General features: G+C 71.5%; 21 protein-coding genes. 14 read left to right on the top strand and 7 right to left on the bottom strand.

What is annotated here, in order from left to right:
• Positions 1–69: 69 nt before the first annotated feature.
• The 4 genes from JDY09_RS07295 to JDY09_RS07280 all read right to left on the bottom strand — a co-directional run bounded on the left by JDY09_RS07295 (position 70) and on the right by JDY09_RS07280 (position 3,751).
• Positions 70–810, bottom strand: a complete 741-nt coding sequence (locus JDY09_RS07295; RefSeq protein WP_274716271.1) for a hypothetical protein — start codon at positions 808–810, stop codon at positions 70–72.
• Positions 807–1,841 (bottom strand): ABC transporter ATP-binding protein, encoded by a 1,035-nt coding sequence (locus tag JDY09_RS07290; protein WP_274716270.1) that lies wholly within the window; start codon positions 1,839–1,841, stop codon positions 807–809. Before JDY09_RS07290 ends, JDY09_RS07295 begins: the two co-directional genes overlap by 4 nt.
• Before the next feature lie 211 nt (positions 1,842–2,052).
• Positions 2,053–2,712, bottom strand: coding sequence for a response regulator (locus JDY09_RS07285; RefSeq protein ID WP_274716269.1), 660 nt, complete (start codon positions 2,710–2,712; stop codon positions 2,053–2,055).
• Position 2,713: 1 nt separating this feature from the next.
• Entirely contained in the window at positions 2,714–3,751 is a 1,038-nt protein-coding gene (locus tag JDY09_RS07280) for a sensor histidine kinase (protein ID WP_274716268.1), read from the bottom strand.
• Positions 3,752–4,026: 275 nt separating this feature from the next.
• Here JDY09_RS07280 and moeB point away from each other — a divergent pair, with 275 nt between their 5' ends.
• The 4 genes from moeB to JDY09_RS07260 are packed head-to-tail and all read left to right on the top strand — an operon-like array spanning position 4,027 to position 8,114.
• The gene (moeB, locus tag JDY09_RS07275) at positions 4,027–5,220 is read left to right on the top strand and encodes a molybdopterin-synthase adenylyltransferase MoeB (protein ID WP_274716267.1); all 1,194 of its coding nucleotides are present in this window, start codon (positions 4,027–4,029) and stop codon (positions 5,218–5,220) included.
• A 48-nt stretch (positions 5,221–5,268) separates the two neighbouring features.
• The gene (locus JDY09_RS07270) at positions 5,269–5,547 is read left to right on the top strand and encodes a ubiquitin-like small modifier protein 1 (protein WP_274716266.1); all 279 of its coding nucleotides are present in this window, start codon (positions 5,269–5,271) and stop codon (positions 5,545–5,547) included.
• A gap of 2 nt (positions 5,548–5,549) precedes the next feature.
• Positions 5,550–7,106: a hypothetical protein gene (locus JDY09_RS07265; RefSeq protein WP_274716265.1), complete on the top strand. Its 1,557-nt coding sequence runs from the start codon at positions 5,550–5,552 to the stop codon at positions 7,104–7,106.
• 30 nt (positions 7,107–7,136) lie between these two features.
• Entirely contained in the window at positions 7,137–8,114 is a 978-nt protein-coding gene (locus JDY09_RS07260) for a PLP-dependent cysteine synthase family protein (protein WP_274716264.1), read from the top strand.
• A 20-nt stretch (positions 8,115–8,134) separates the two neighbouring features.
• Here JDY09_RS07260 and JDY09_RS07255 read toward each other — a convergent pair whose 3' ends face one another.
• The 3 genes from JDY09_RS07255 to JDY09_RS07245 all read right to left on the bottom strand — a co-directional run bounded on the left by JDY09_RS07255 (position 8,135) and on the right by JDY09_RS07245 (position 9,895).
• The gene (locus tag JDY09_RS07255) at positions 8,135–8,413 is read right to left on the bottom strand and encodes a Sec-independent protein translocase subunit TatA/TatB (protein ID WP_274716263.1); all 279 of its coding nucleotides are present in this window, start codon (positions 8,411–8,413) and stop codon (positions 8,135–8,137) included.
• A 133-nt stretch (positions 8,414–8,546) separates the two neighbouring features.
• On the bottom strand, positions 8,547–9,221 hold the full coding sequence (locus tag JDY09_RS07250; RefSeq protein WP_274716262.1) for a hypothetical protein: 675 nt from the start codon (positions 9,219–9,221) through the stop codon (positions 8,547–8,549).
• Positions 9,218–9,895, bottom strand: a complete 678-nt coding sequence (locus tag JDY09_RS07245) for a ferritin-like domain-containing protein (RefSeq protein ID WP_274716261.1) — start codon at positions 9,893–9,895, stop codon at positions 9,218–9,220. The genes JDY09_RS07250 and JDY09_RS07245 overlap by 4 nt, the downstream gene beginning before the upstream one ends.
• On the opposite strand from JDY09_RS07245, the gene JDY09_RS07240 reads away from it, so the two are divergent.
• The 10 genes from JDY09_RS07240 to JDY09_RS07195 all read left to right on the top strand — a co-directional run bounded on the left by JDY09_RS07240 (position 9,888) and on the right by JDY09_RS07195 (position 19,515).
• Entirely contained in the window at positions 9,888–10,286 is a 399-nt protein-coding gene (locus JDY09_RS07240) for a M67 family metallopeptidase (RefSeq protein WP_274716260.1), read from the top strand. The two genes, JDY09_RS07245 and JDY09_RS07240, sit on opposite strands and share 8 nt — an antisense overlap.
• Positions 10,287–10,319: 33 nt before the next feature.
• On the top strand, positions 10,320–10,886 hold the full coding sequence (locus JDY09_RS07235) for a hypothetical protein (RefSeq protein ID WP_274716259.1): 567 nt from the start codon (positions 10,320–10,322) through the stop codon (positions 10,884–10,886).
• A 94-nt stretch (positions 10,887–10,980) separates the two neighbouring features.
• Positions 10,981–11,778 (top strand): hypothetical protein, encoded by a 798-nt coding sequence (locus JDY09_RS07230; protein ID WP_274716258.1) that lies wholly within the window; start codon positions 10,981–10,983, stop codon positions 11,776–11,778.
• A complete protein-coding gene (locus JDY09_RS07225) occupies positions 11,775–12,968 on the top strand; it encodes a glycoside hydrolase family 6 protein (protein ID WP_274716257.1) in 1,194 nt (397 codons plus the stop codon). Before JDY09_RS07230 ends, JDY09_RS07225 begins: the two co-directional genes overlap by 4 nt.
• Positions 12,969–13,031: 63 nt before the next feature.
• Entirely contained in the window at positions 13,032–14,276 is a 1,245-nt protein-coding gene (locus JDY09_RS07220; RefSeq protein ID WP_274716256.1) for an acyl-CoA dehydrogenase family protein, read from the top strand.
• Positions 14,277–14,359: 83 nt separating this feature from the next.
• Positions 14,360–14,866, top strand: coding sequence for a Fur family transcriptional regulator (locus JDY09_RS07215; RefSeq protein ID WP_274716255.1), 507 nt, complete (start codon positions 14,360–14,362; stop codon positions 14,864–14,866).
• Positions 14,866–15,759 carry a manganese catalase family protein gene (locus JDY09_RS07210; RefSeq protein ID WP_274716254.1) on the top strand — a complete coding sequence of 298 codons (894 nt, stop codon included), beginning with the start codon at positions 14,866–14,868 and terminating at the stop codon, positions 15,757–15,759. The genes JDY09_RS07215 and JDY09_RS07210 overlap by 1 nt, the downstream gene beginning before the upstream one ends.
• 109 nt (positions 15,760–15,868) lie before the next feature.
• Entirely contained in the window at positions 15,869–17,536 is a 1,668-nt protein-coding gene (gene mdlC / locus JDY09_RS07205) for a benzoylformate decarboxylase (RefSeq protein WP_274716253.1), read from the top strand.
• Positions 17,533–18,333, top strand: coding sequence for an acyl-CoA thioesterase (locus tag JDY09_RS07200; RefSeq protein ID WP_274716252.1), 801 nt, complete (start codon positions 17,533–17,535; stop codon positions 18,331–18,333). The genes mdlC and JDY09_RS07200 overlap by 4 nt, the downstream gene beginning before the upstream one ends.
• A gap of 111 nt (positions 18,334–18,444) precedes the next feature.
• Positions 18,445–19,515 (top strand): GGDEF domain-containing protein, encoded by a 1,071-nt coding sequence (locus tag JDY09_RS07195; protein WP_274716251.1) that lies wholly within the window; start codon positions 18,445–18,447, stop codon positions 19,513–19,515.
• Positions 19,516–19,547: the final 32 nt, after the last annotated feature.

Here is a 19,547-nt window from a genome sequence, read left to right as displayed (position 1 = left end):
GGGCGGCCGCCGGCCGGCCGCTGCGTGCCGTCAGCCGCCCGCCGACGGCAGCCGGCCGCTTGCCGCCGCTCAGGGCAGGGCGTCGCGGCGCGCGAACGCGAGCGCCCCGACCACCACCGCACCGAGCGACCACGCGGCGAGGATCGCGACGGCGACCCCGCGCGCGTCAGGCAGCGGGTCGCCCATCGCCAGCCCGTTTGCCAGCGTCATCGGCAGGCGCTCGGCGAGGTCCGCGAATTCGCGGCGCACACCGAAACGCAAAAGCTCCTCGCCGGCGAACTGGTAGCCGAGCGCCACGAACAGCGCCGCCCCCTGGTTGCGCACGAGCGCGGCGAGGCCGAGACCGAACAGCGCCAAAAACGCCCCGGCGACGGCGCTGCCCCAGAGAACGCGCCCGAACAGCGCTCCCGGCACGTCGCCGAGCGTGACCTGCACGGCGCCGCCCGACACCGCGGCAGCGGCCGCGCCCATCAGCGCGCCGCCGAGCAGAGCCGGCACCGTTTTCGCCGCCACGACCACGGCCCGCCGCGGCTCGGCGGCCAGCAGCACCGTGAGCGTTCCGTGACGCACCTCGCCGGCGAACACCATCACGCCGAAGGCAGTTGCGAACGGCAGCGCCACCGCCGCCCCGAGCGGCAGCACATCGCCCGAAGTGAGCGAGCCGTCGCTCTGTCCGACCATCCCGCCCAGCAGCGCCGAAACAGCGGCGAGCAGCACGCCCGCCGCGAGCGTCCAGGCGAGGCTGCGCGTCCGCGCCAGCTTCACGAACTCGCCGGCCGCGGCGCGGCGCAGGCGCAACACCGTGGTCATGCCGAAAGCCTCCTCTGTTCGCGGGTGGTTCGAGCGTCGCGGTCGGCACTCGCGGGAGCCCCGCTGCCCCCCTCGGGACCCATGGCGGCTGCGTGGTCGCTGTTGGCGCCCGTGGCGGCCGCCCCGTTGCCGCCCGTCAGACGCAGGAACACCTCCTCGAGCGAGTCGCGCTCCTCGCGCAGTTCGGCGAGCACCGCGCCGATGGCGGCGGCAGCGCGCCCGACCTCGACCGCCGCCACGCCCTCGACGACGAACGCCGGGCCGTCGCTCCCGGCCCCGTCCGGACGCGGCGGGGCGCCGTTGGCGGCTAGCGCCTCGGCCAGGCGAGCGGCGTCGGGCCCGGCGAAGCGCACCTGCTGGCGCGCGCCGACGAGCTCGCGTGTCGGGCCGGCCGCCACCAGACGTCCGCGGTCGACCACCGCAACGCTGTCGGCGGCACGTTCGACCTCGGCTAGCACATGGCTCGACAACAGCACCGCGCACCCCTCCTCGTGCGCCAGCCGCGCCACGGTGTCGCGCAGCCAGCGGATCCCGGCCGGGTCGAGGCCGTTGGCGGGCTCGTCGAGCACGAGCACGCGTGGCCTGCCGAGCAGCGCGGCTGCCAGCGCAACGCGTTGCCGCATGCCGAGCGAGTAGGTGCGCGCCCTGCGCCGCGCGGCATCGGCCATGCCGACAAACTCGAGCACCTCGTCGACGCGCGCACGGTCGGCCCCGGCGAGCGGCGCCAGCGCGCGCAAGTGGTCGCGGGCGCTGCGCCCCGGGTGGAGCGGCGCGTTCTCCATCACCGCCCCCACGATCCGTGCCGGCTGCTCGAAGGCGTGGAGCGGCCGCCCGAACACGAGCGCCGCTCCTGCGCTTGGGCGCACGAGGCCGAGCAGCATCCGCAGCGCCGTCGTCTTGCCAGCCCCGTTCGGGCCGAGCAGACCGCAAATCTCGCCGGGCACGACGCTGAGCGAGAAATCGTCGACCGCAGTGCGCTTGCCGAACCGCTTGGTAACAGAGCGAAACTCGATCGCGGGAGGATCGCTCACCGCTGACAACCTCCTGATGCGCTGACTCGCAACCGCCGCTCGGTAAGAAACGCGGGCTTCTCACGTCACCCGATCAACGCCGAACAGCAGTGGCCCGGAAGCTACCACGCCCGGCGGCCGCGCTCAGGGGCGGCATGCGACAACGGTCAGCACCCTTCATTAGGCGCGTTCTGTGCGTTCTGCCGCGGCCAGCGCCGTTCAGCGGCGGCGTTCAGGGTTCGACGAGACCGCGCTTGATCGCGTAGCGCACGAGCTCGACGCGGTCGCGCATGCCGAGCTTGGCGAGCACGTTGGCGCGGTGCGACTCGACCGTCTTCTCGGACAGCGTCAAAAGCTCGGCGATCTGACGGTTGGTGAAGCCTTCCGCGACGAGCTTCACGACCTCGCGCTCGCGCGGAGTGAGCGGATCGTCGAGCGCTTCGCGGCCGCGCTCGCGCCAGGCGGCGAGCAGCTCGCGCTGGCGCTCGCCGGACACGAACGTCCCGCCCGCGGCGACGGTGCGGATCGCCTCGAGCAGATCGGTGTCGGCGGCGCGCTTCACCACGTAGCCGCTGGCGCCAGCGGCAAGCGCCTGCAGGAAATAGTCGTCGTCCTCGTGCATCGACAGCACGAGCACCCGCACGTTCGGCCGCAGCGCGCGGATCTCGCGTGTCGCCTCGAGCCCGCTGATGCGCGGCATCGACACGTCGAGCACGCAGAGGTCGGGGTCGAGAGCTCGTGCCAGCGCAATCGCCTCGACGCCGTCGGCTGCCTCGCCGACCACGCGCATGTCGGGCTGGCGATCGATCAGCATCCGCAGCCCCGAGCGCACGATCGCGTGATCGTCGGCGAGCAGAACAGAAACCGTCGTGTTGCCGGCTCCTGCGGTCATCTCACCGCTCGGTCGCCGGTGCTCTCTCGGTCACGAAGTCGAAGCTCGGCGCGCGGCCGTTGCCGGCCGGGCCGCTCGCCAGCGGCACAACCACCGACACGGCGGTGCCGCCCCCCGGTGCCGACCGCACGTCGAGCTCGCCACCGGCGAGGTGCGCCCGCTCCGCCATCCCGCGCAGGCCGAGCCCCTTCTCGCCCTCGCTGGTCGGGTCGAAGCCGACGCCGTCATCGGCGACCGTGAGTCGCGCGCTCGGTCCCTCGCACGCCAGTTCGACGACGATCCGCCTCGCGCGGGCGTGGCGCTGGGCGTTCGTGATCGCCTCCTGGGCGATGCGGTACAGCGCCGACTGCTGGTCGGCGCTCAAGCGGTCGGGGTTACCGCGCACGGTGAGGTCGGCGGCGATGCCGCTGCGTTTGCTGAGCCGCGCGAGCTGCGCCTCGAGCGCCGGCACGAGCCCGTGGTCGTCGAGCGCCGCCGGGCGCAACTGGCGGGCGAGGGCGACGAGCTCCTCCATCGCGCTCGCCACCAGCTGCTTGAGCTCGACGACGCGCGGCCGCAGGTCGTCGGGCACGTCGAAGGCGAGCGCCTCGAGCCGCAGCAGGATGCCGGTCAGCGCTTGGTTGGTCTCGTCGTGGAGGTCGCGGGCAAGCCGGCGCCGCTCCTCCTCTTGGGCGCGCAACACGAGCTGGCCGCTGCGCCGCCGCTCGCGCTCGATGCTCTCGAGCAGTCGCTCGAACGCGCGCGCCAGCCGCCCGACCTCCGCGGCCTGTTCGTCGGGGCGGGCGAGGCGGGCCTCGCCGGGTCTGGCCGGGTCGACGCGCTCTACCTCTTCGACGAGCTTTCCGAGCGGCGCGAAGCGGCGCTCGAGCATCCACATGTTCACCACCAAGCTGAGCAATACCGCCAGCACCAACACCACCAGCTGGTTGCCCTGCGGCCGCAAGCCGGCGACCAGCGTCGCCGACAGCATCGTCAGCACGACGAGCACGGCGTTGGCCGCCAGCACCTGGCCGATCAGTGAGTCGAACCGCCTGCGCATCTTCGAGATCGGTCGGCCCCGCGACGGTGCGCAAAATGGGGTCCACACCCCATATCGGCAAGGGCGTCCCGAGACGACAATCTGGAACACAACGCTTCATCCGCACGGGGCTCGACACAGCTGCGCGGAGCGTTCTTACACCACGAATAGAAGAGCGGGTCTGGGTTCCTCTCCCGGTCGGGGCGCCGCAGCGCGGCGCCCCGACTTATTTGCGCCGCTGGCAGCTATCTTCTCGGCTGATTTCCGCAAACGGCAGTAGGAATTCAGGAGAGGTAATGCCGAGCGGGCAGGAACTGATCCAGAAGGTCAAGCAGCAGATTCGCGAGATCGAGCCGACCGATCTGCACTCGGCGCTGCACGCCAACGGCGCCGGCGACGAGGTCGTGGTGGTCGACGTCCGCGAGCAGGACGAGTGGGACGCCGGCCACATCCCCGGTGCGCTGCACGTGCCGCGCAGCCATCTCGAGTCGCGGATCGAGCAGGTCGTGCCCGACCGCTCCAAGCGTGTCGTCCTCTACTGCGCGTCGGGCAACCGTTCGGCGCTCGCCGCCCGCACGCTCGAGCAGGACCTCGGCTACGAGCGCGTCGAGTCGCTGCGCGGCGGCATCACGCTCTGGAAAGACCGCGGCTACGAGGTACAGGTTCCGCGCCGGCTGACGCCCGAGCAGCGTGAGCGCTACTCGCGGCACATCATCATCCCCGAGGTCGGGCTCGAGGGGCAGATGAAGCTGCTCGACAGCAAGGTGCTGCTGCTCGGCGCCGGCGGCCTCGGCTCGCCTGCGGCGCTCTACCTGGCGGCGGCGGGTGTCGGCACGCTCGGGATCGTCGACAACGACGTCGTCGACCGCTCGAACCTGCAGCGCCAGGTCGCCCACGCCGAGGAGCGTCTCGGCATGCCCAAGGTCGACTCGGCCGAGATCGCCGTCAAACAGATCAACCCCGACGTCAAGGTCGAGAAGTACCCGGTGCGCCTCGGCCCCGACAACATCCTCGACATCATCTCGGGGTACGACGTCGTCGTCGACGGGCTCGACAACTTCCCGACCCGCTATCTGCTCAACGACGCGTCGGTGCGCCTGGGAATCCCGGTGGTGTCGGCGTCGATCCTCGCCTTCGAGGGGCAGCTGTCGGTGTTCGCTCCCGGCCGCGGTCCCTGCTACCGCTGCCTGTATCCCACGCCGCCGCCGCCCGAGCTCGCGCCATCGTGCGGCGCGGCCGGTGTGCTCGGTGTGCTGCCGGGCGTGATGGGGCTCTTGCAGTCGGTCGAGGTGATCAAGCTGATCGTCGGCATCGGCGAGCCGCTGATCGGCCGGCTGTTGCTCTACGACGCGCTTGCCGCCTCGTTCACCGAGCTCAAGGTGCGGCGCGACCCCGACTGCCCGATCTGCTCGCGCGATCCGGCGTCGATCAGCGCCGAGGAGATGGGCAAGTTCCCCGACTACGAGGCGTTCTGCGCGGGCGTCGCGTAGTTCGCTTGCGCTCGGCGGTGGACAGCTAGCGAGTAGGCTTCCGCGACCGTGCCGAAGATCAAGATTCCGCCGGTTTTGCGCAACGCCACGAGCGGCGAGCGCGAGGTGAACGTCGAGGGGACGAACGTGCGCGAGGTGCTCGAGGCGCTCGCGAGCCGCCATCCTGCGACGCGCGAACAGCTCTTCAACCCCGAGGGCGAGCTCAACCGCTACGTCAACGTCTACCTGAACGACGAGGACGTGCGGGTGCTGCAGGGTCTCGACACACCGGTGGCGAGCGACGACACCGTCGTGATCCTGCCGGCAATGGCGGGCGGCGCGCGCTGACCGTGGCTCGCCGGCGCGGGACTGCCGCTGGTCGCGCCGCGGCGGTCGCGGCGGCGCTCGGAGCTCTGGCTCTAGCCAGCGGGTACGCCCCGCCCAGCGAGGCGTTGGCAGCCGCCGGCGGCACGTCCGCTGCCGACACCGCGGCGGGCCTTGTGCCGCTGCCCGCTTTCGGTGCGGTTCCGGAGTCGCAGGGGAGCACGGTGGGCGCGCGACCGCTACGCGCCTTCGCGCCGCCGCGCCACCCCTACATGGCCGCCAACGGCCGCAGCAACCTGCACGAGGACGCCTACCAGACCGACGCTTCGCCCCACCCGGGCCCGCTCGGCCCGGCGCTCGCGGTTAACCGCTACACGGTCGCAGGCGAGTGCGCCTCGATCACCTTCGACCGCAACGGGCGGCTCGTCACCGTCTGCGTGGGGATAGACCGCCCGCGCCTCAAGCTGCTCGAGCCGCGCACGCTGCGCGAGCTCGGCACCATGGACCTGCCGCCGCGGCCGACCGCGCCAGGCGCCGACCTTTTCACTAACTTCGCCGGCGGCGGCTACTTCTACCTCGACCACCGCGACCGCGCCGTCGTCCCCACCTTCGACCGCCGCATCCTCGTCGTGCGCCAGACGGGGCTGAACGGCACGCGTGCTTTCGCTGTCGACGCGGCGTTCGCGCTCGGCGCCGCGGTACCGAGGGGCGACCAGGTGATCTCGGCGCTGCCCGACTGGCGGGGGCGGATCTGGTTCGCCACGAAGGGCGGTGTCGCGGGCTACGTCGACCCCGCCTCGCGGCGCGTGCGGGCGCGCCGGCTCGACGCCCCGATCGGCAACTCCTTCGCCGCCGACGAGCACGGCGTCTACATCGTCACCAACCGATCGCTCTATCGCCTCGAGGCGTCGGCACGCGGTCCGCGCACGGTGTGGCGTGTGCGCTATCGCAACGACGGCCGGCGCAAGCCGGGCCAAACGCAAACCGGCTCGGGCACCACGCCGACGCTGCTCGGTCGCGACCTTGTGGCGATCACCAACAACGCCGACCCGATCGAGGTCGTGGTGCTGAGGCGCGGGCGCCGTGTGCGCGGCCGGCGCGTTGTGTGCCGGATGCCGGTGTTCGCGGCCGGCGCTTCGTCGACCGACCAGTCGCTTGTCGGCATCGGCCGTTCGCTGATCGTCGAGAACAACTACGGCTACTCGGTCACCGCGGTGAACGGTGGGCGTTCGACAGCGCCCGGCATCTGGCGGGTCGACCTCGACCGCGACGGGGTGGGTTGCAAGGTGGTGTGGAAGGCGCGCGTGCGCGCCCCATCGGTGGTGCCGAAGGTTTCGCGCCGCAACGGCCTCGTCTACACGTACGAGAAGCCGCGGCGCAGCGACGGTCGCGACCTCTGGTACCTCACGGCGCTCGACTTCCGCACAGGCCGCGTCGTCTGGCGCCGCCTCGCCGGCGAAGGCCAGGCCAGCAACAACAACTACGCGCCGGTCACGCTCGGACCCGACGGCACGCTGTATCTGGGCGTGATCCCGGGCATGCTCGCTTTCTTCCCGGCCGGGCGCGCGGCCGGCGTGCCCTGACGGTGCGCGTACTATCGTTGACGCCAGGTCATGCTCGGCGAGCGGGTCGACAAGCGCCCCTGCGGGGGAAAGTACGGCGACCTCGTCGAGGCGATCGGTAACACGCCGCTCGTCGAGCTGAAGCGGCTGTCGCCGAAGCCGGGGGTGCGGATCTGGGCGAAGCTCGAGAGCGCCAACCCGACCGGCTCGGTCAAGGACCGTGTGGCGCGCTCGCTGATCGAGGACGCCGAGGAGCGCGGTCTGATCGGCCCCGGCCAGACGGTGCTCGAGCCCACGTCGGGCAACACCGGGATCGCGCTGGCCATGATCTGTCGCCGCAAGGGGTATCCGCTGAAGGTCGTGATGCCCGACAACGTCACCCCCGAGCGCACGCAGCTTTTGCGCATGTACGGCGCCGAGATCGTCTACTCGCCGGGCGAGCAGGGGTCGAACGGCGCGGTCGCGATGGCGCTCGAGATGGCCGAGTCCGACCCCCGTTACTACATGCCCTACCAGTACGGCAACCCGGCCAACCCCGCCGCCCACTACAACGGCACGGCGGTCGAGATTCTCGAGGAGCTCGACGAGGTGGCGGCGTTCGTGGCCGGGCTCGGCACCGGCGGCACGCTGATGGGCTGCGGGCGGCGCTTCAAAGAGGCCAACCCCGAAACGCTCGTGGTCGCAGCCGAGCCGCTACAGGGCGAGCTCGTGCAAGGCCTCCGCTCGCTCGAGGACGGCTACATCCCGCCGATCATCGACCTCTCGCTGATCGACCGCAAGATCTTCGTCTCGAACCGCGACGCGGTGATCTGGACGCGCAAGCTGCTCGAGGAAGAGGGGCTTTTCTGCGGCGTCTCGGCGGGCGCGATCGCGGCGATCGCGGTGCGCGTCGCCCGCGAGCTCGACGAGGGGAATGTCGTCTTCGTGGTACCCGATGGCGGCTGGAAGTACCTGAGCTCGGGCGTCTACACGAAGAGCATCGAAGAGCTCGAGCGCGAGGGCGTTTTCGAGCGCGCCTCGTTCTGGTAATCGCGCGACCGCGTTTCGCGTCAGGGCTGCGCTTCGTCGTAGATGTCAGCGTCGCGGTCGGCGTCGGCGGTGCGCCGGTCGCTGCGGCGCGAGCCGGCCAAGTGCGCGCGCTCGCGCGCCGCGCTGTCGGCCGCGAGCGCATCGTCGTCGAACGAGCGGTCGCGGCCGCTCAGCGCCTCGCGGAAGCCGCGGATGCTCGCGCCAAGCGCACGGCCCGCTTCGGGCAGGCGGCGCGGGCCGAGCACGAGCAGTGCGATCACCGCGACGAGCAGGATCTCGAGGGGCCCGACGTTGACCACCGCTCGCAGGGTAGCCGCTCGCGGCTGCGAGCGGGCCGGCGCTGCGCGGTGGCGGTGCTTGCGCCGCGCGGGAGCGGTTGCGCCACGCGGGAGCGGTTGCGCCGCGCGGGAGCGGTTGCGCCATGCGGGAGCGCTAGGGGAGGGACAGGGGCTCGGTGACCTCGACGCCGCGTGCGGCGGCGAGCAGGGTGAGCTGCTGGGCGTCGGCGAGCGCGGCCGCAGCTACCGGGGCGAGGTAGGCGTCGTCGTCGAGCGCGGCTACGAGACGCTGGTAGAGCGCGAGCGACCGGCGCTCGAGCGCGGTCGCGCGCTCGAGCCAGCGCTCCACAGGTGCGAGCGCTGCTCCCGGGGCACCCTCCGCCGACACGGCCTCGGCCGCGCGCGTGCGCTCGGCGGCGCCGCTCTCGGCGCGCCGGGTCTTCCGCGCCGCGTCGCCCGCGCCGAGGCGCGCGAGCAGGCGCTCGAGCCGCCGCACGTGCGCCGCCTCGATGTGCGCGAACGCCGCCGCTGCGACCGGGACCCGTGGCGGCGGGGCCGCATAGAGCGCAGCGAGCTCGCGTTCGACCCCGAGCAGCGTGCGGGCGATCGCGATCTGTTCCGGCCGCGGGGCACCGGCGACCGGGCGCGCTGCGGCGTGCTGCGGGCGCGCGAGCGTGACCACGGTGGCGCCCGCTGCCGCCGCGGCGCCCGCTGCTGCCGCGAGCGCCGCCCGCCGCGTCGTTGGCGCGCGGCCGCGGGCAGCGGACCGCTGCGGGCGCGCCGAGCCCGCCGCGCCGTCGCCGGGCGCTGTGTCGGCGCGGCCTCTCACTGGCGTGGTCTCCCGGTAACGAACGGGCGCTGCGGCGCGCGAGCCCCAGCGAGGTTGGCGAGCGCCATCGCCTGTGCCGCCTCGGCGGCGGCGAGCGCCAACGCCGGGCGCCGCAAAGCCGGGTCGCTGACACGTGCGAGCGCGAGCAGCAGCGTCCTGATCTCGAGATCCTCGACGTCGCGCAACAGCACGAGCGCGTCGCGGCGGTCGCGCAGCGTAGGCAGCTGCGCGTCGTACTCGGCGGCCGTGAGCGGCTGTGGCGGTTTGCGCCCGAGCTGGGCGAGCAGGCGCGCGAGCGCCCGGGCATGCTCGCTCTCCTGCGCGCGCAGCGACGCGACCTGCGCACGCTCGTCGGGTCGCAACAGCGGCAGCGCCCGCCCGTAGGCGTGGCGCGCCTGGTACTGCGTGACGAGCGCGTCGGCGAGGAGTGCCGCGTCCTGGCGCGGGTTCGCGCGCTGCCGCTCGCTACAGCCGGCCGCCGCGGCGAGCGGTGCCACCACTGCCGATGTGGCGAGCGCACGCACGAGCGCGCCGGCGAACGCCCGCCGGTCGAGCTGCGCACCGGCCGCGGGGCGAAGGTCGAGCTCTGGGTCGGCGGAAGCCCGCCGCTCGGGCAGCGCCCCTGCCGGCTCGGCGGCTTCCCCGCCCGAGTAGCCTTCGCCTCGGATGGTCACCATCAAACGCGAACACTGGCAGGCGCTCGTCGATCATGCGCGCAGCGAGGCGCCGAACGAGTGCTGCGGCTACATGCGGCTCGCCGACGGTCGCGTCGAAGAGGTTTTTCCTGCCGAGAACATCCGCCGCTCGCCCTACGGCTACGAGCTCGGCTTCAAGGACCTGATGGCCGCCAACGAACTCGAGGACCAAGGGTTCGGGGTGGCGATCTACCACTCCCACCCGCGCAGCCCCGCCGAGCCCTCGCAGACCGACATCAACCTCGCCAACTATCCGAACTGGCTGCAGGTGATCGTTTCGCTCGCCGACCCCGAGCGGCCGGTCGTGCGCGCCTTCTGGATCGATGGCGGCGAGGTGCGCGAGGAGCCGCTCGCGATCGACGACGGTTGACGGCTGTGGGCGGGTAGCGCCGCCGCTTGAGCCGTGTCGCGCCGGGCAGACAGGGGTTCGCACGACGGTCGCGACCGGGCCGCCACCGCGTGCCCCTGCTGCGGCCGCCGGCACGGCGGCGAGGAGCGCATCTGCCGCCGCTGCGGCGTGCCGCTCGAGCTCCGCACGGCGGGCGTGCCGCCCACGCCGCGGCGCGCATGGGAGCGCGAGATGCGGGCGCGCGCCCGGCTCGTCGACCCGTCGCTCGCGCTCGGGCCGCCGGTGCGCGTGGCGACGGTCGAGAACCTCGCCGAAGCGGAGCTCGTGCAGGCGCTTCTGCTCGACGCTGGCATCCCAAGCATGGTGCGTCGCGCCGGCGGTTTCGACGTGCCCGACTTCCTCGCCGCCGGGCCCCGCGACGTGCTCGTCCCGGCGGCCGCCGCGGCGGCCGCCGAGGACGTGCTCGGCGACAAGGCGCGCAGGGTGCCACCCGCGGAGGCGATCGGCGCCCGCGGGCGGGCGGGCGCGCCGTGGCCGCGTCTGGCCGCGCTCACGCTCGTGGTGCTCGCTGCAACCGCGGCGGCCGCAGCGCTCGCGCTCGCGCTGCTCGACTCGACCTGAGCGCGCGGCGTCGGCTAGAACTCACTGCCCCCGCGCCTTGCGGCGCGCGTTTGTCAAGTTGAGCCGGCCTCGGCCGATCAGCGAAGTAGTGCACGTGAGCGGTACCAATCGCGACCGCGAGGGCGAAGACCAAGGTCTGCCGCACTTGCGCCCGAGCAAGCCGGTGCGCCCGTGGCGCGCGCCGAAACTGGCGCTCGCGCTCGCCGTTTCGCTCGCCTGTGTCGCACTGGTCGGTGCGCTGCTCGGCACAGGGGCAGGCGCCGGCGGCGGACCGAGCGTCAAGCCCTACCAGGCGCGCCGGGCACTATCGAACGCACTTCACACGTGGGTCAAGGTGGCGCCGGTGGTCGACTGGCGCAAGGGGCCCGTGCGGCTGCTCTCGCCCGCGGAGGCACCGACCGCGCTGGTTGTCGAGACGCTCCCGCCGGGCAACGGCTACTGCGAGCTCTTCGGCGGCGACGAGCTGCGCCGAGTGACCGAGCGCCTCGCTGGCTGGCTTGCCACGCTCGCGCAGGCCGGCTACCAGCCAGCGAGCCAGCCGCGCGACTGCCGTGGTCTTGCGGCTGAGCTGCGGAGGGCGCACCTTTGGGCCCGCTCGGTCTTGCGGCTGCGGCCGTTCGAGTACAAGGGGCTCGACAGGGCGCTGCGCGACGAGCACGCGAGCTTCTTCCCCTTCCTGCGCGGCGCCGTTTGGCAGCGCAGCAGGTTGCGTCGCGACGGCGCGACGTGGGTGCTGAGCGGCGCGTGGAGCGTCGCCTACAAGGGCAACCGCGTGGCGTTCTCGAGCCGCCGCACGATCACGCTCCGCGCGCGGTTCCGGATGCGCACCACGACGCGCGCCGAGATCACGAGCCTGGCGGTGCGCGAGCAGAGGAGGTACCGGTTCCGGTGACGTGCGGGAAGCTGGTGCTAGCGCTCGTCGCCGCAGCGGCGCTCGCCGCCGGCGGGGCCGGCAGCGCTGCGGCTTACGTGGAAGGCCTTCCGGATCCCGACCGCGGCGCGGCGCCCGACGTGCGCCCCGTGTTCGGCCAGCCGGCGGTTCCCGAGATCCCAGCTCTGCGTAACTGCGTGCCCTCGGGCTATCCGCGCGCCGACAACGGCCGCGACCCTCGCGGTCTCGACCCGCGCAGCCCCAATCCGCTCGCGGGTCTGCGCTTCTTCGTCGATCCGACCGAACCGGCGTTCCAGGAGTACGCCGACGCCTGGCGAGAGGGCGATGCCAAGCGCGCGCGCCTGCTCGCGCGCATCGCCTTCGTCCCGCGGGCGCGCTGGATGGGGCGGTTCACGCGCCCAAACATGAAAAAAAAGATCCGCGACTTCCTCGAGTGCGTGGCCGCGATCCAGCCTGGGTCGGTGCCGATCATCGTCGTCATGCGCCACCAGGGGAAGAAGTGCTCGCCGACCTACGACGGTGGTGGTCCCGCTGAGGATGCGCGCACCAAGAAGTGGTGGGACGACTTCGTCGACGTGGTGGGCAACGCGCGCGTGGTGATCGGCTTCGAGCCCGACTCGATCGGCACCGTCGAGTGCCTTAAGCCGTCGCGACGGATGGCGCGGCTGAACCTGCTGCGCTATGGCATGTGGAAGCTGTCGCAGCTTCCCAACGCGACGATCTACCTCGAGGCCGAGGCCTCGGACTGGCAAGACCCCGAGCTCGTCGCCGAGAAGCTGAAGCTCGCTGGCATCCAGTACGCGCGCGGCTTCATGCTCAACGTCACCCACTACGACTGGCCGATCAACAACATCCGCTACGGCTGGGAGATCTCGCGCCTGGTGGGCAACAAGCCGTTCATCATCAACACTGGCTCGGTGGGGCGCGGACCGCACCAGTACTACCGCCGTGTCGGCGGGCGCCGCAAGCGCTTCGTGACCTGGTGCAACCCGCCCGGCCGCGGCCTTGGTGTCCCGACCACCGCTGACACCCACTTCGCGCGCGTCGACGGGTTCCTGTGGCTCGACCGGCCCGGTCTTTCAGACGGCACCTGCAACGGCGGCCCGCCGGTCGGCGAGTGGTGGGACGAGCGCGCGCTCTCGCTGGCGCGCAACGCCACCGACTGGCTCTACTACCCGCGCCGCTTCTAGGGCGCTCGCCGCAGCCGGTCGCGGCCGCAGCCGGCAGTGGGCGCCGCACGGTACCGTTGGCGCATGGACTTCAGCCCATCGGAGCGAGTGGAGCGGTTGCTCGAACGCCTGCGGGCGTTCATGGACGAGCACGTCTATCCCGTCGAACACGAGGCGCTCGAGGCGCTCGACAGCGAGGTGCGTCCCGGCGTCCCCTACCCGCAAATCCTCGTCGAGCTGCGCGAGCGGGCGAAGCGCGACGGGCTTTGGAACCTCTTCATGCCCGACGAGCGCTACGGCCCGGGGCTCAAGAACTGGGAGTACGGGATGCTGTGCGAGGAGATGGGGCGCAGCCCGATCGCGCCGCTCGTCTTCAACTGCGCCGCTCCCGACACCGGCAACATGGAAATCCTCGCCGAGCACGGCAGCGAAGAGCAGCGCAGGCGCTGGCTCGAGCCGCTGCTCGAGGGCGAGATCCGCTCGTGCTTCTCGATGACCGAGCCCGACACGCCTGGTTCCGACCCGACGCAGCTGGCGGCGCGCGCCGAGCTCGACGGTGACGAGTGGGTGATCAACGGGCGCAAGTGGTTCACCTCGGGCTACAACGGCGCGGCGTTCGCGATCGCGATGGTCGTGACCGATCCCGACGCGCCGCCGCACCGGCGCGCGTCGATGATCATCGTGCCTACCGACACGCCCGGGTTCGTCGGTGTGCGACCGGTGTCGGTGATGGGCCATGCCGCCGGCCCCGGCCACTGGGAGGTGCGCTACGAGAACTGCCGCGTTCCGCGCGAAAACCTGCTCGGAGAGCGGGGCGCCGGTTTCGCGATCGCCCAGGACCGGCTCGGGCCGGGTCGCATCCACCACTGCATGCGCGCGATCGGATCGGCCGAGCGCGCGCTCGAGGCGATGTGCCGCCGCGCCCACGAACGCTCGCCGTTCGGCGGTCCGCTCGCCGACAAGCAGTTCGTGCAGGACTTCATCGCCAAGTCGCGGATGGAGATCGACCAGGCACGGCTGCTGACTTTGTACGCCGCCTGGCAGATCGACACCCACGGCAAGCGTGCGGCGCGGCGGGCGATCTCGATGATCAAGGTCGTCGCCGCCCAAATGCACCAGCGTGTGCTCGATCGGGCGCTGCAGGTGCACGGCGCGCTCGGCATGTCCGACGACACGCTGCTCGCGCTGGCCTGGCGCCAAGGCCGCTGGCTGCGCATCGCCGACGGTCCCGACGAGGTCCACAAGGTGGTGATCGCGCTGCGCGAGCTGAACCGCTTCCGGCCAGGTGCCGAGGCGGGCGAGCGGGCGGCGGCGGAGGCACAGGGGTAGCGGGGTTCGCCGCGGCCACGCGCATCCGAGCGGATCGAATCTTTTTCTTGAATAGATCCAGATAATCGGCTAGGCTGCCGGGCGTGGCACTCGACGACCGGCAGCTGGCCGACGAGCTGCGCAGCCGCGGCTTGCGCGTCACCGCTACCCGGCTCGCCGTCTACCGGGCGGTGCGCGAGATCGGCGGCCATCCCGACGTCGAGACGATTGCCGAGCGCGTGCGCGCCGACATCGGCGGGATCTCCACGCAAGGCGTCTATGACTGTCTGGCGGCGCTCACCCGTGCCGGCCTGCTGCGCCGTATCGAGCCGGCCGGCAGCCCCGCACGCTTCGAAACCCGCGTCGGTGACAACCACCATCACGTCGTTTGCCGCAGTTGCGGCCGGGCGCGCGACATCGACTGCGTGATCGGCGCCGCCCCGTGTCTCGAGCCCGACGACCTCGGGGGCTTCGTCATCGACGAGGCCGAGGTCACCTTCTGGGGCTTGTGCCCGGAGTGCGCGTCCAAGCGCGCCGATCAACCAGCGCTTAACGGCCCGGGCGCGGACAGCCGTCAAGTTGTCGGTGCAAACCAACGAAAGGAGGGTTGATGTACCTACGCATCGACAAGCTCCAGGTGGAGCTCCCGATGCCGAGCGACCCCGATCCGCAGGCAGCTGCTGCCGTCCAGGAGCTGCTCGGCGGCCGCTTCGGCGAGATGTCCACGCTGATGAACTACACCTACCAGTCGTTCAACCTGCGCGGCCGCTCGAAGGTCAAGCCGTTCTACGACCTGATCGCCAACATCGCCACCGAGGAGCTCGGACACATCGAGCTGGTGGCGGCGACGATCAACGGTCTTTTGACCGGCGCGACCGACGGTGACGACCCGCGCGAGACGCCGCTGCGCTCGGCTCTGCACAACGCCGGCATCAAGCACCACTTCATCAACACCGGTGCCGGTGCGCTTGTCACAAACTCGCTCGGCCAGGGCTGGAACGGCGAGTACGTGTTCAACTCGGGCGATCTCGTCCTCGACCTGCTGCACAACTTCTTCCTCGAGTGCGGCGCGCGGATGGCGAAGATCCGCGTCTACGAGATGACCGATCACCCGATCGCACGGCAGATGCTCGGCTACCTGTTCGTGCGCGGCGGCGTGCACGCCCTCGCCTACGCCAAGGCGCTCGAGGAGCTCACCGGGGTCGACGTCAAGAAGATGCTGCCGATCCCGAAGATCCCCGACGCCGACTTCAAGGAGGCGCGGAAGTTCATCGACCAGGGGATCCACACGAAGCTCTACCGCTTCAGCCCCGACGACTTCCGTGACATCGCGTCGATCTGGAAGGGCGAGCACCCGCACGACGGTGCCAAGCTCGAGGTTCAGGACGGGCCTCCGCAGGGCGGCGGTCCTGCCGATCCGCCGGAAGAGCCGGCGGTCTTCTCGCCGGGTCTGCACCCCGAGGAGCTGCGGCAGATCGCCGAGCGTCTCGTGAAGAACGCCTAACGGTCTTCCGCAAGGAAGCGGACGGAGCGGCGGCCGGCCCGGTCGGGCCGGCCGCCGCGCTTTCTGCGCGCACGCGCCGGCGCTAGCGCGGCCGGTAACCTCGCGGGCCGTGGCGAGCGTGAGGGAGGAGGCCTATGAGCTTTTGCGCGCCCACGGGCTCGTGACCGTGTTCGGCAACCCGGGCTCGACCGAGCTGCCGTTTCTCGCCGCGCTACCTGACGACTTCCGTTACGTCCTCGGTTTGCAGGAAGCCGCGGTTGTAGCGATGGCTGCCGGGTTCGCGCGCGCCCGGGGCGGGCCGGCGCTCGTCAACTTGCACACCGCACCCGGCGTTGGCCACGCGCTCGGTGCGCTCTTCAATGCGCGCCAAGACCACGATCCGCTCGTCGTCGTGGCCGGCCAGCAGGCGCGCGCACAAATCACCGTCGAGGCGACGCTCACCAACCGCGACGTGGTGCGCCTCGCCGAGCCGCACCTCAAGTGGGCGTTCGAGCCGCCGCGCGCTGCCGACGTTCCCCATGCGCTGGCGCGCGCGATCGCCACCGCGTGCGCGGCTCCGCCGGGACCGGTGCTGCTGTCGGTACCGATGGACGACTGGAGCCAGGCCGCCGATACAGACCTCGCGCAGGCGGCGCGAGAGCGCCGGCTTGAGGCAGCGAGTGTGCCGGCCCGCGGTCTCGTGCGAGAAATCGCCGAAAGCCTCGCGAGCGCGCAGAACCCGGCCTTGGTTGCCGGACCGGAACTCGACTCCGAGGCCGGTCACACCGCTGCGGTCGCCCTCGCCGAGCTACTCGCGATGGCGGTTTACGCACCACCGGCTACTGGCGGTACTGGAATCGGCTTCCCGGAGTCGCACCAACTTTTTCGCGGCGTTTTGCCGCCCGCGATCGGGCCGCTCGCCGACGCGCTGCGCGGCCACGACTTAGTTCTGGTCGCAGGTTCCGCGGTCTTTCCCTACTACCCCTACCTTCCCGGTCGACCCCTGCCCGAGGGCTGCCGCCTGTTGCAGGTGACATGTGATCCCGACGCAGCGGCGCGGGCGATCGCCGGCAAGGCGTTCGTAGCCGACGCGGCCGAGACCCTCGCCGCGGTGGTGCGCGAACTCCAGTCTTTGAAAGACGAGGGCAGGCTCGACCTGCCCAGCTGTACCGGCAAGTCCCGATCCAGCGCTCACGCGTTCAATCCCGCCACGACCGCAACCGTTGGCGAGATGTCGGCGGGCGCAGAGCGCGGTGTGGTCGCGGTCGGCGCTGCGTCCCGTGCTCTGCGCGCGGCAGCGCCTCCCGACACCGCCTTCGTTGTCGAAGCTCCCAGCGCCACGCTGGCGTTGCGCAACCACCTGCGCATCGATCGCCCACGCAGCTGGTTTTTCACCGCTGGCGGCGGGCTCGGGTTCGGTGTCCCGGCGGCTGTTGGCGTCAAGCTGGCGCAGCCCGACCGGCCGGTGGTGGCAGTGGTGGGGGAAGGCTCGCTGCAATACACGATCCAGGCGCTGTGGACCGCGGTGCGCGAAGGCCTGGCGGTGGTGATCGTGGTTTTGCGCAACGACGAGTACTCGATCCTCAAATGGTTCGGTCAGCTCGAGGGCGAATCCGAAGCGCCCGGGCTTGACCTGCCTGGAATCGACTGCCTGGCGCTCGCCCGCGGCTACGGGCTCGCGGCAGAGGCGGTAGAGGATGCCGAGCAGCTGCACGCGGTCGTCGCCGGCGCCCTTGCGCGCAGCGATGGGCCGCTTCTCGTGGAGGTGCCGGTCGAGCGGGGCATGGCGATCGCATGACCACCGCGGGCACCACGACTTTCGACCGCGCGACGGCGGTCGAACGGATCGGCGAGGGTCAGTACCGCGCCCTGCTCGACTACGCCTTCTGGGTCGTGCGCGGCCCAAACGGCGGCTACCTCGCAGCGATCCTCTTGCGGGCGCTAAGCGACCATCTCGGCGAACCGGGACGCCAACCGCGCTCGCTCACTGTCCACTACTTGCGCGCTCCCGCCGAGGGTGAAGTGCGGATCGAGACGCGCGTCGAACGACGGGGGCGTTCGCTCGCAACGCTGTCAGCGCGCCTCAACCAAGGGGGTGCTACTTGCGCGCTGGCGCTCGCCGCTTTCTCGCCGCCGTGGGAAGCGGCCGGCGAGTTCGACCACGCTCGCGCACCCGCCGTGCCGCCGCCCGACGACCTTGCGCCGCTGAAAGCCAGCGTGCCGATCCCGATCCGCGAGCAGTTCGAGCTGCGGCCTCTTTGGGGAGCCGCTCCGTTCAGCGGCGCCGACGAGGCTACCGTAGGCGGTTGGATCAGGACCACCGACCACCGCCCCCTCGATTGGCTGCTTGTCGCGGCGCTGACCGACGCCTGGTACCCGGCTGCGTTCCCGGTTCTGGAACGTCCTGCAGCGATGCCGACCGTCGACCTCACGATCCACTTCCGAGCCCAGCCGCAGCCAACCACCGACGGTTGGGCCTTGGCGCGGTTTTGCTCGCGGCTCGCCCGCGACGGCTTCGTCGAAGAGGACGGCGAGCTATGGACTCCCGACGGCACGCTCGTCGCCCAGTCGCGCCAGCTTGCACTGATGTTCTAGGGCGTAGACGATCTGTTAAGGAGTCCGAAACCGTCGGTCGATTCAAGGGTTGGGAGCGGTACCGCCGTTCAGCTGCGCGGTTGCCTGCTCGAGTCGAGGAACCCCGTGTCTGTGACCGCACCTTCGGAAGAGTCCCGCCTGACGTCGCCGCAGGCAGCTCTCGACACGCGTGACACCGACCTTCTGCGGCGCATCGGCGCCGCCGGCTGGTTCGTCGCGGCGCTGGTCAGCTGGGCGGCGACGCGCCTCGCCGACCCCGACCCGAGCGACCACACCGGCCTTTTGATCTGCGGAGGGGTCGATCTCGCGATCGCCGTTGCCCTGTTTTTGGGCAGGCGCTTTCCTCGCTGGCTCGTCAAGGCACTCGTGATCTACGCCGCGGTCGTGATGACGAGCGTTGTGATCGCTTTCGCCAAGCCGCTCGGGCCCGTACCGCTCTACTACATCTTCGCGGCGTTCACGAGTGCCTACTTCGGCAGCCGCGCCGACGTTGTCGCCGTCTGCCTGCTCGTGTCGGTCACCTTCGCCGTCGCGATGACCTTCAATGACTCGGTGCAGATCCCCGGCGTCAACTTCTGGACGACGGTGTCGGTGGTGACGCTCGTCGCCGTGTTCACGCGCCGCATAACCGAGCGCGCGGAGGCGCTCGTCGAGGAGCTCGACCGCGCCGCCCGTACTGACCCGCTCACCGGCCTGCCCAACCGGCGCCGGCTCCAGGAAGAGCTTCCCGATCGCATCGAGCGTGCGCGGCGGAGCCGCCTGCCGCTCAGCCTCGTGATCTTCGACCTCGACCACTTCAAGCGGCTCAACGATCGCTACGGCCATGACGCCGGTGACGAGGCGCTGCGCGCCTTCGCTCGCCTGCTGCGCGCCGAGTCGCGCCAGGGCGACCTTGTCGCGCGCATGGGCGGCGAGGAGTTCATCGCCGTTTTGCAAGGCGCGGGCGCGGCATCGGCACGCCGCTTTGCCGAGCGCATCGGCGAGCTGCTGCGCGAGCGCGAGATCGCCGACGGCATCTCGGTCACCACGAGCGCCGGCGTCGCCACCTTCGACCGCGACGCCGCCGACGCCGAGTCGCTCTTGATCGCCGCCGACCGGGCCCTCTACGCCGCCAAGACGGCCGGGCGCGACCGTGTCGTAGCGGCGGGCGACCCGAGCGTGCGCCCGCTTTCGGTGCGCTAGAGACGGTGCGCTAGAGACGGCCGCGGCCGCAG

Source organism: Thermoleophilum album (genome assembly GCF_028867705.1).
Taxonomy (GTDB): domain Bacteria; phylum Actinomycetota; class Thermoleophilia; order Solirubrobacterales; family Thermoleophilaceae; genus Thermoleophilum.
Note: the sequence above shows the minus strand (reverse complement) of the source record. Positions and strands in the feature narration are given on the sequence as shown.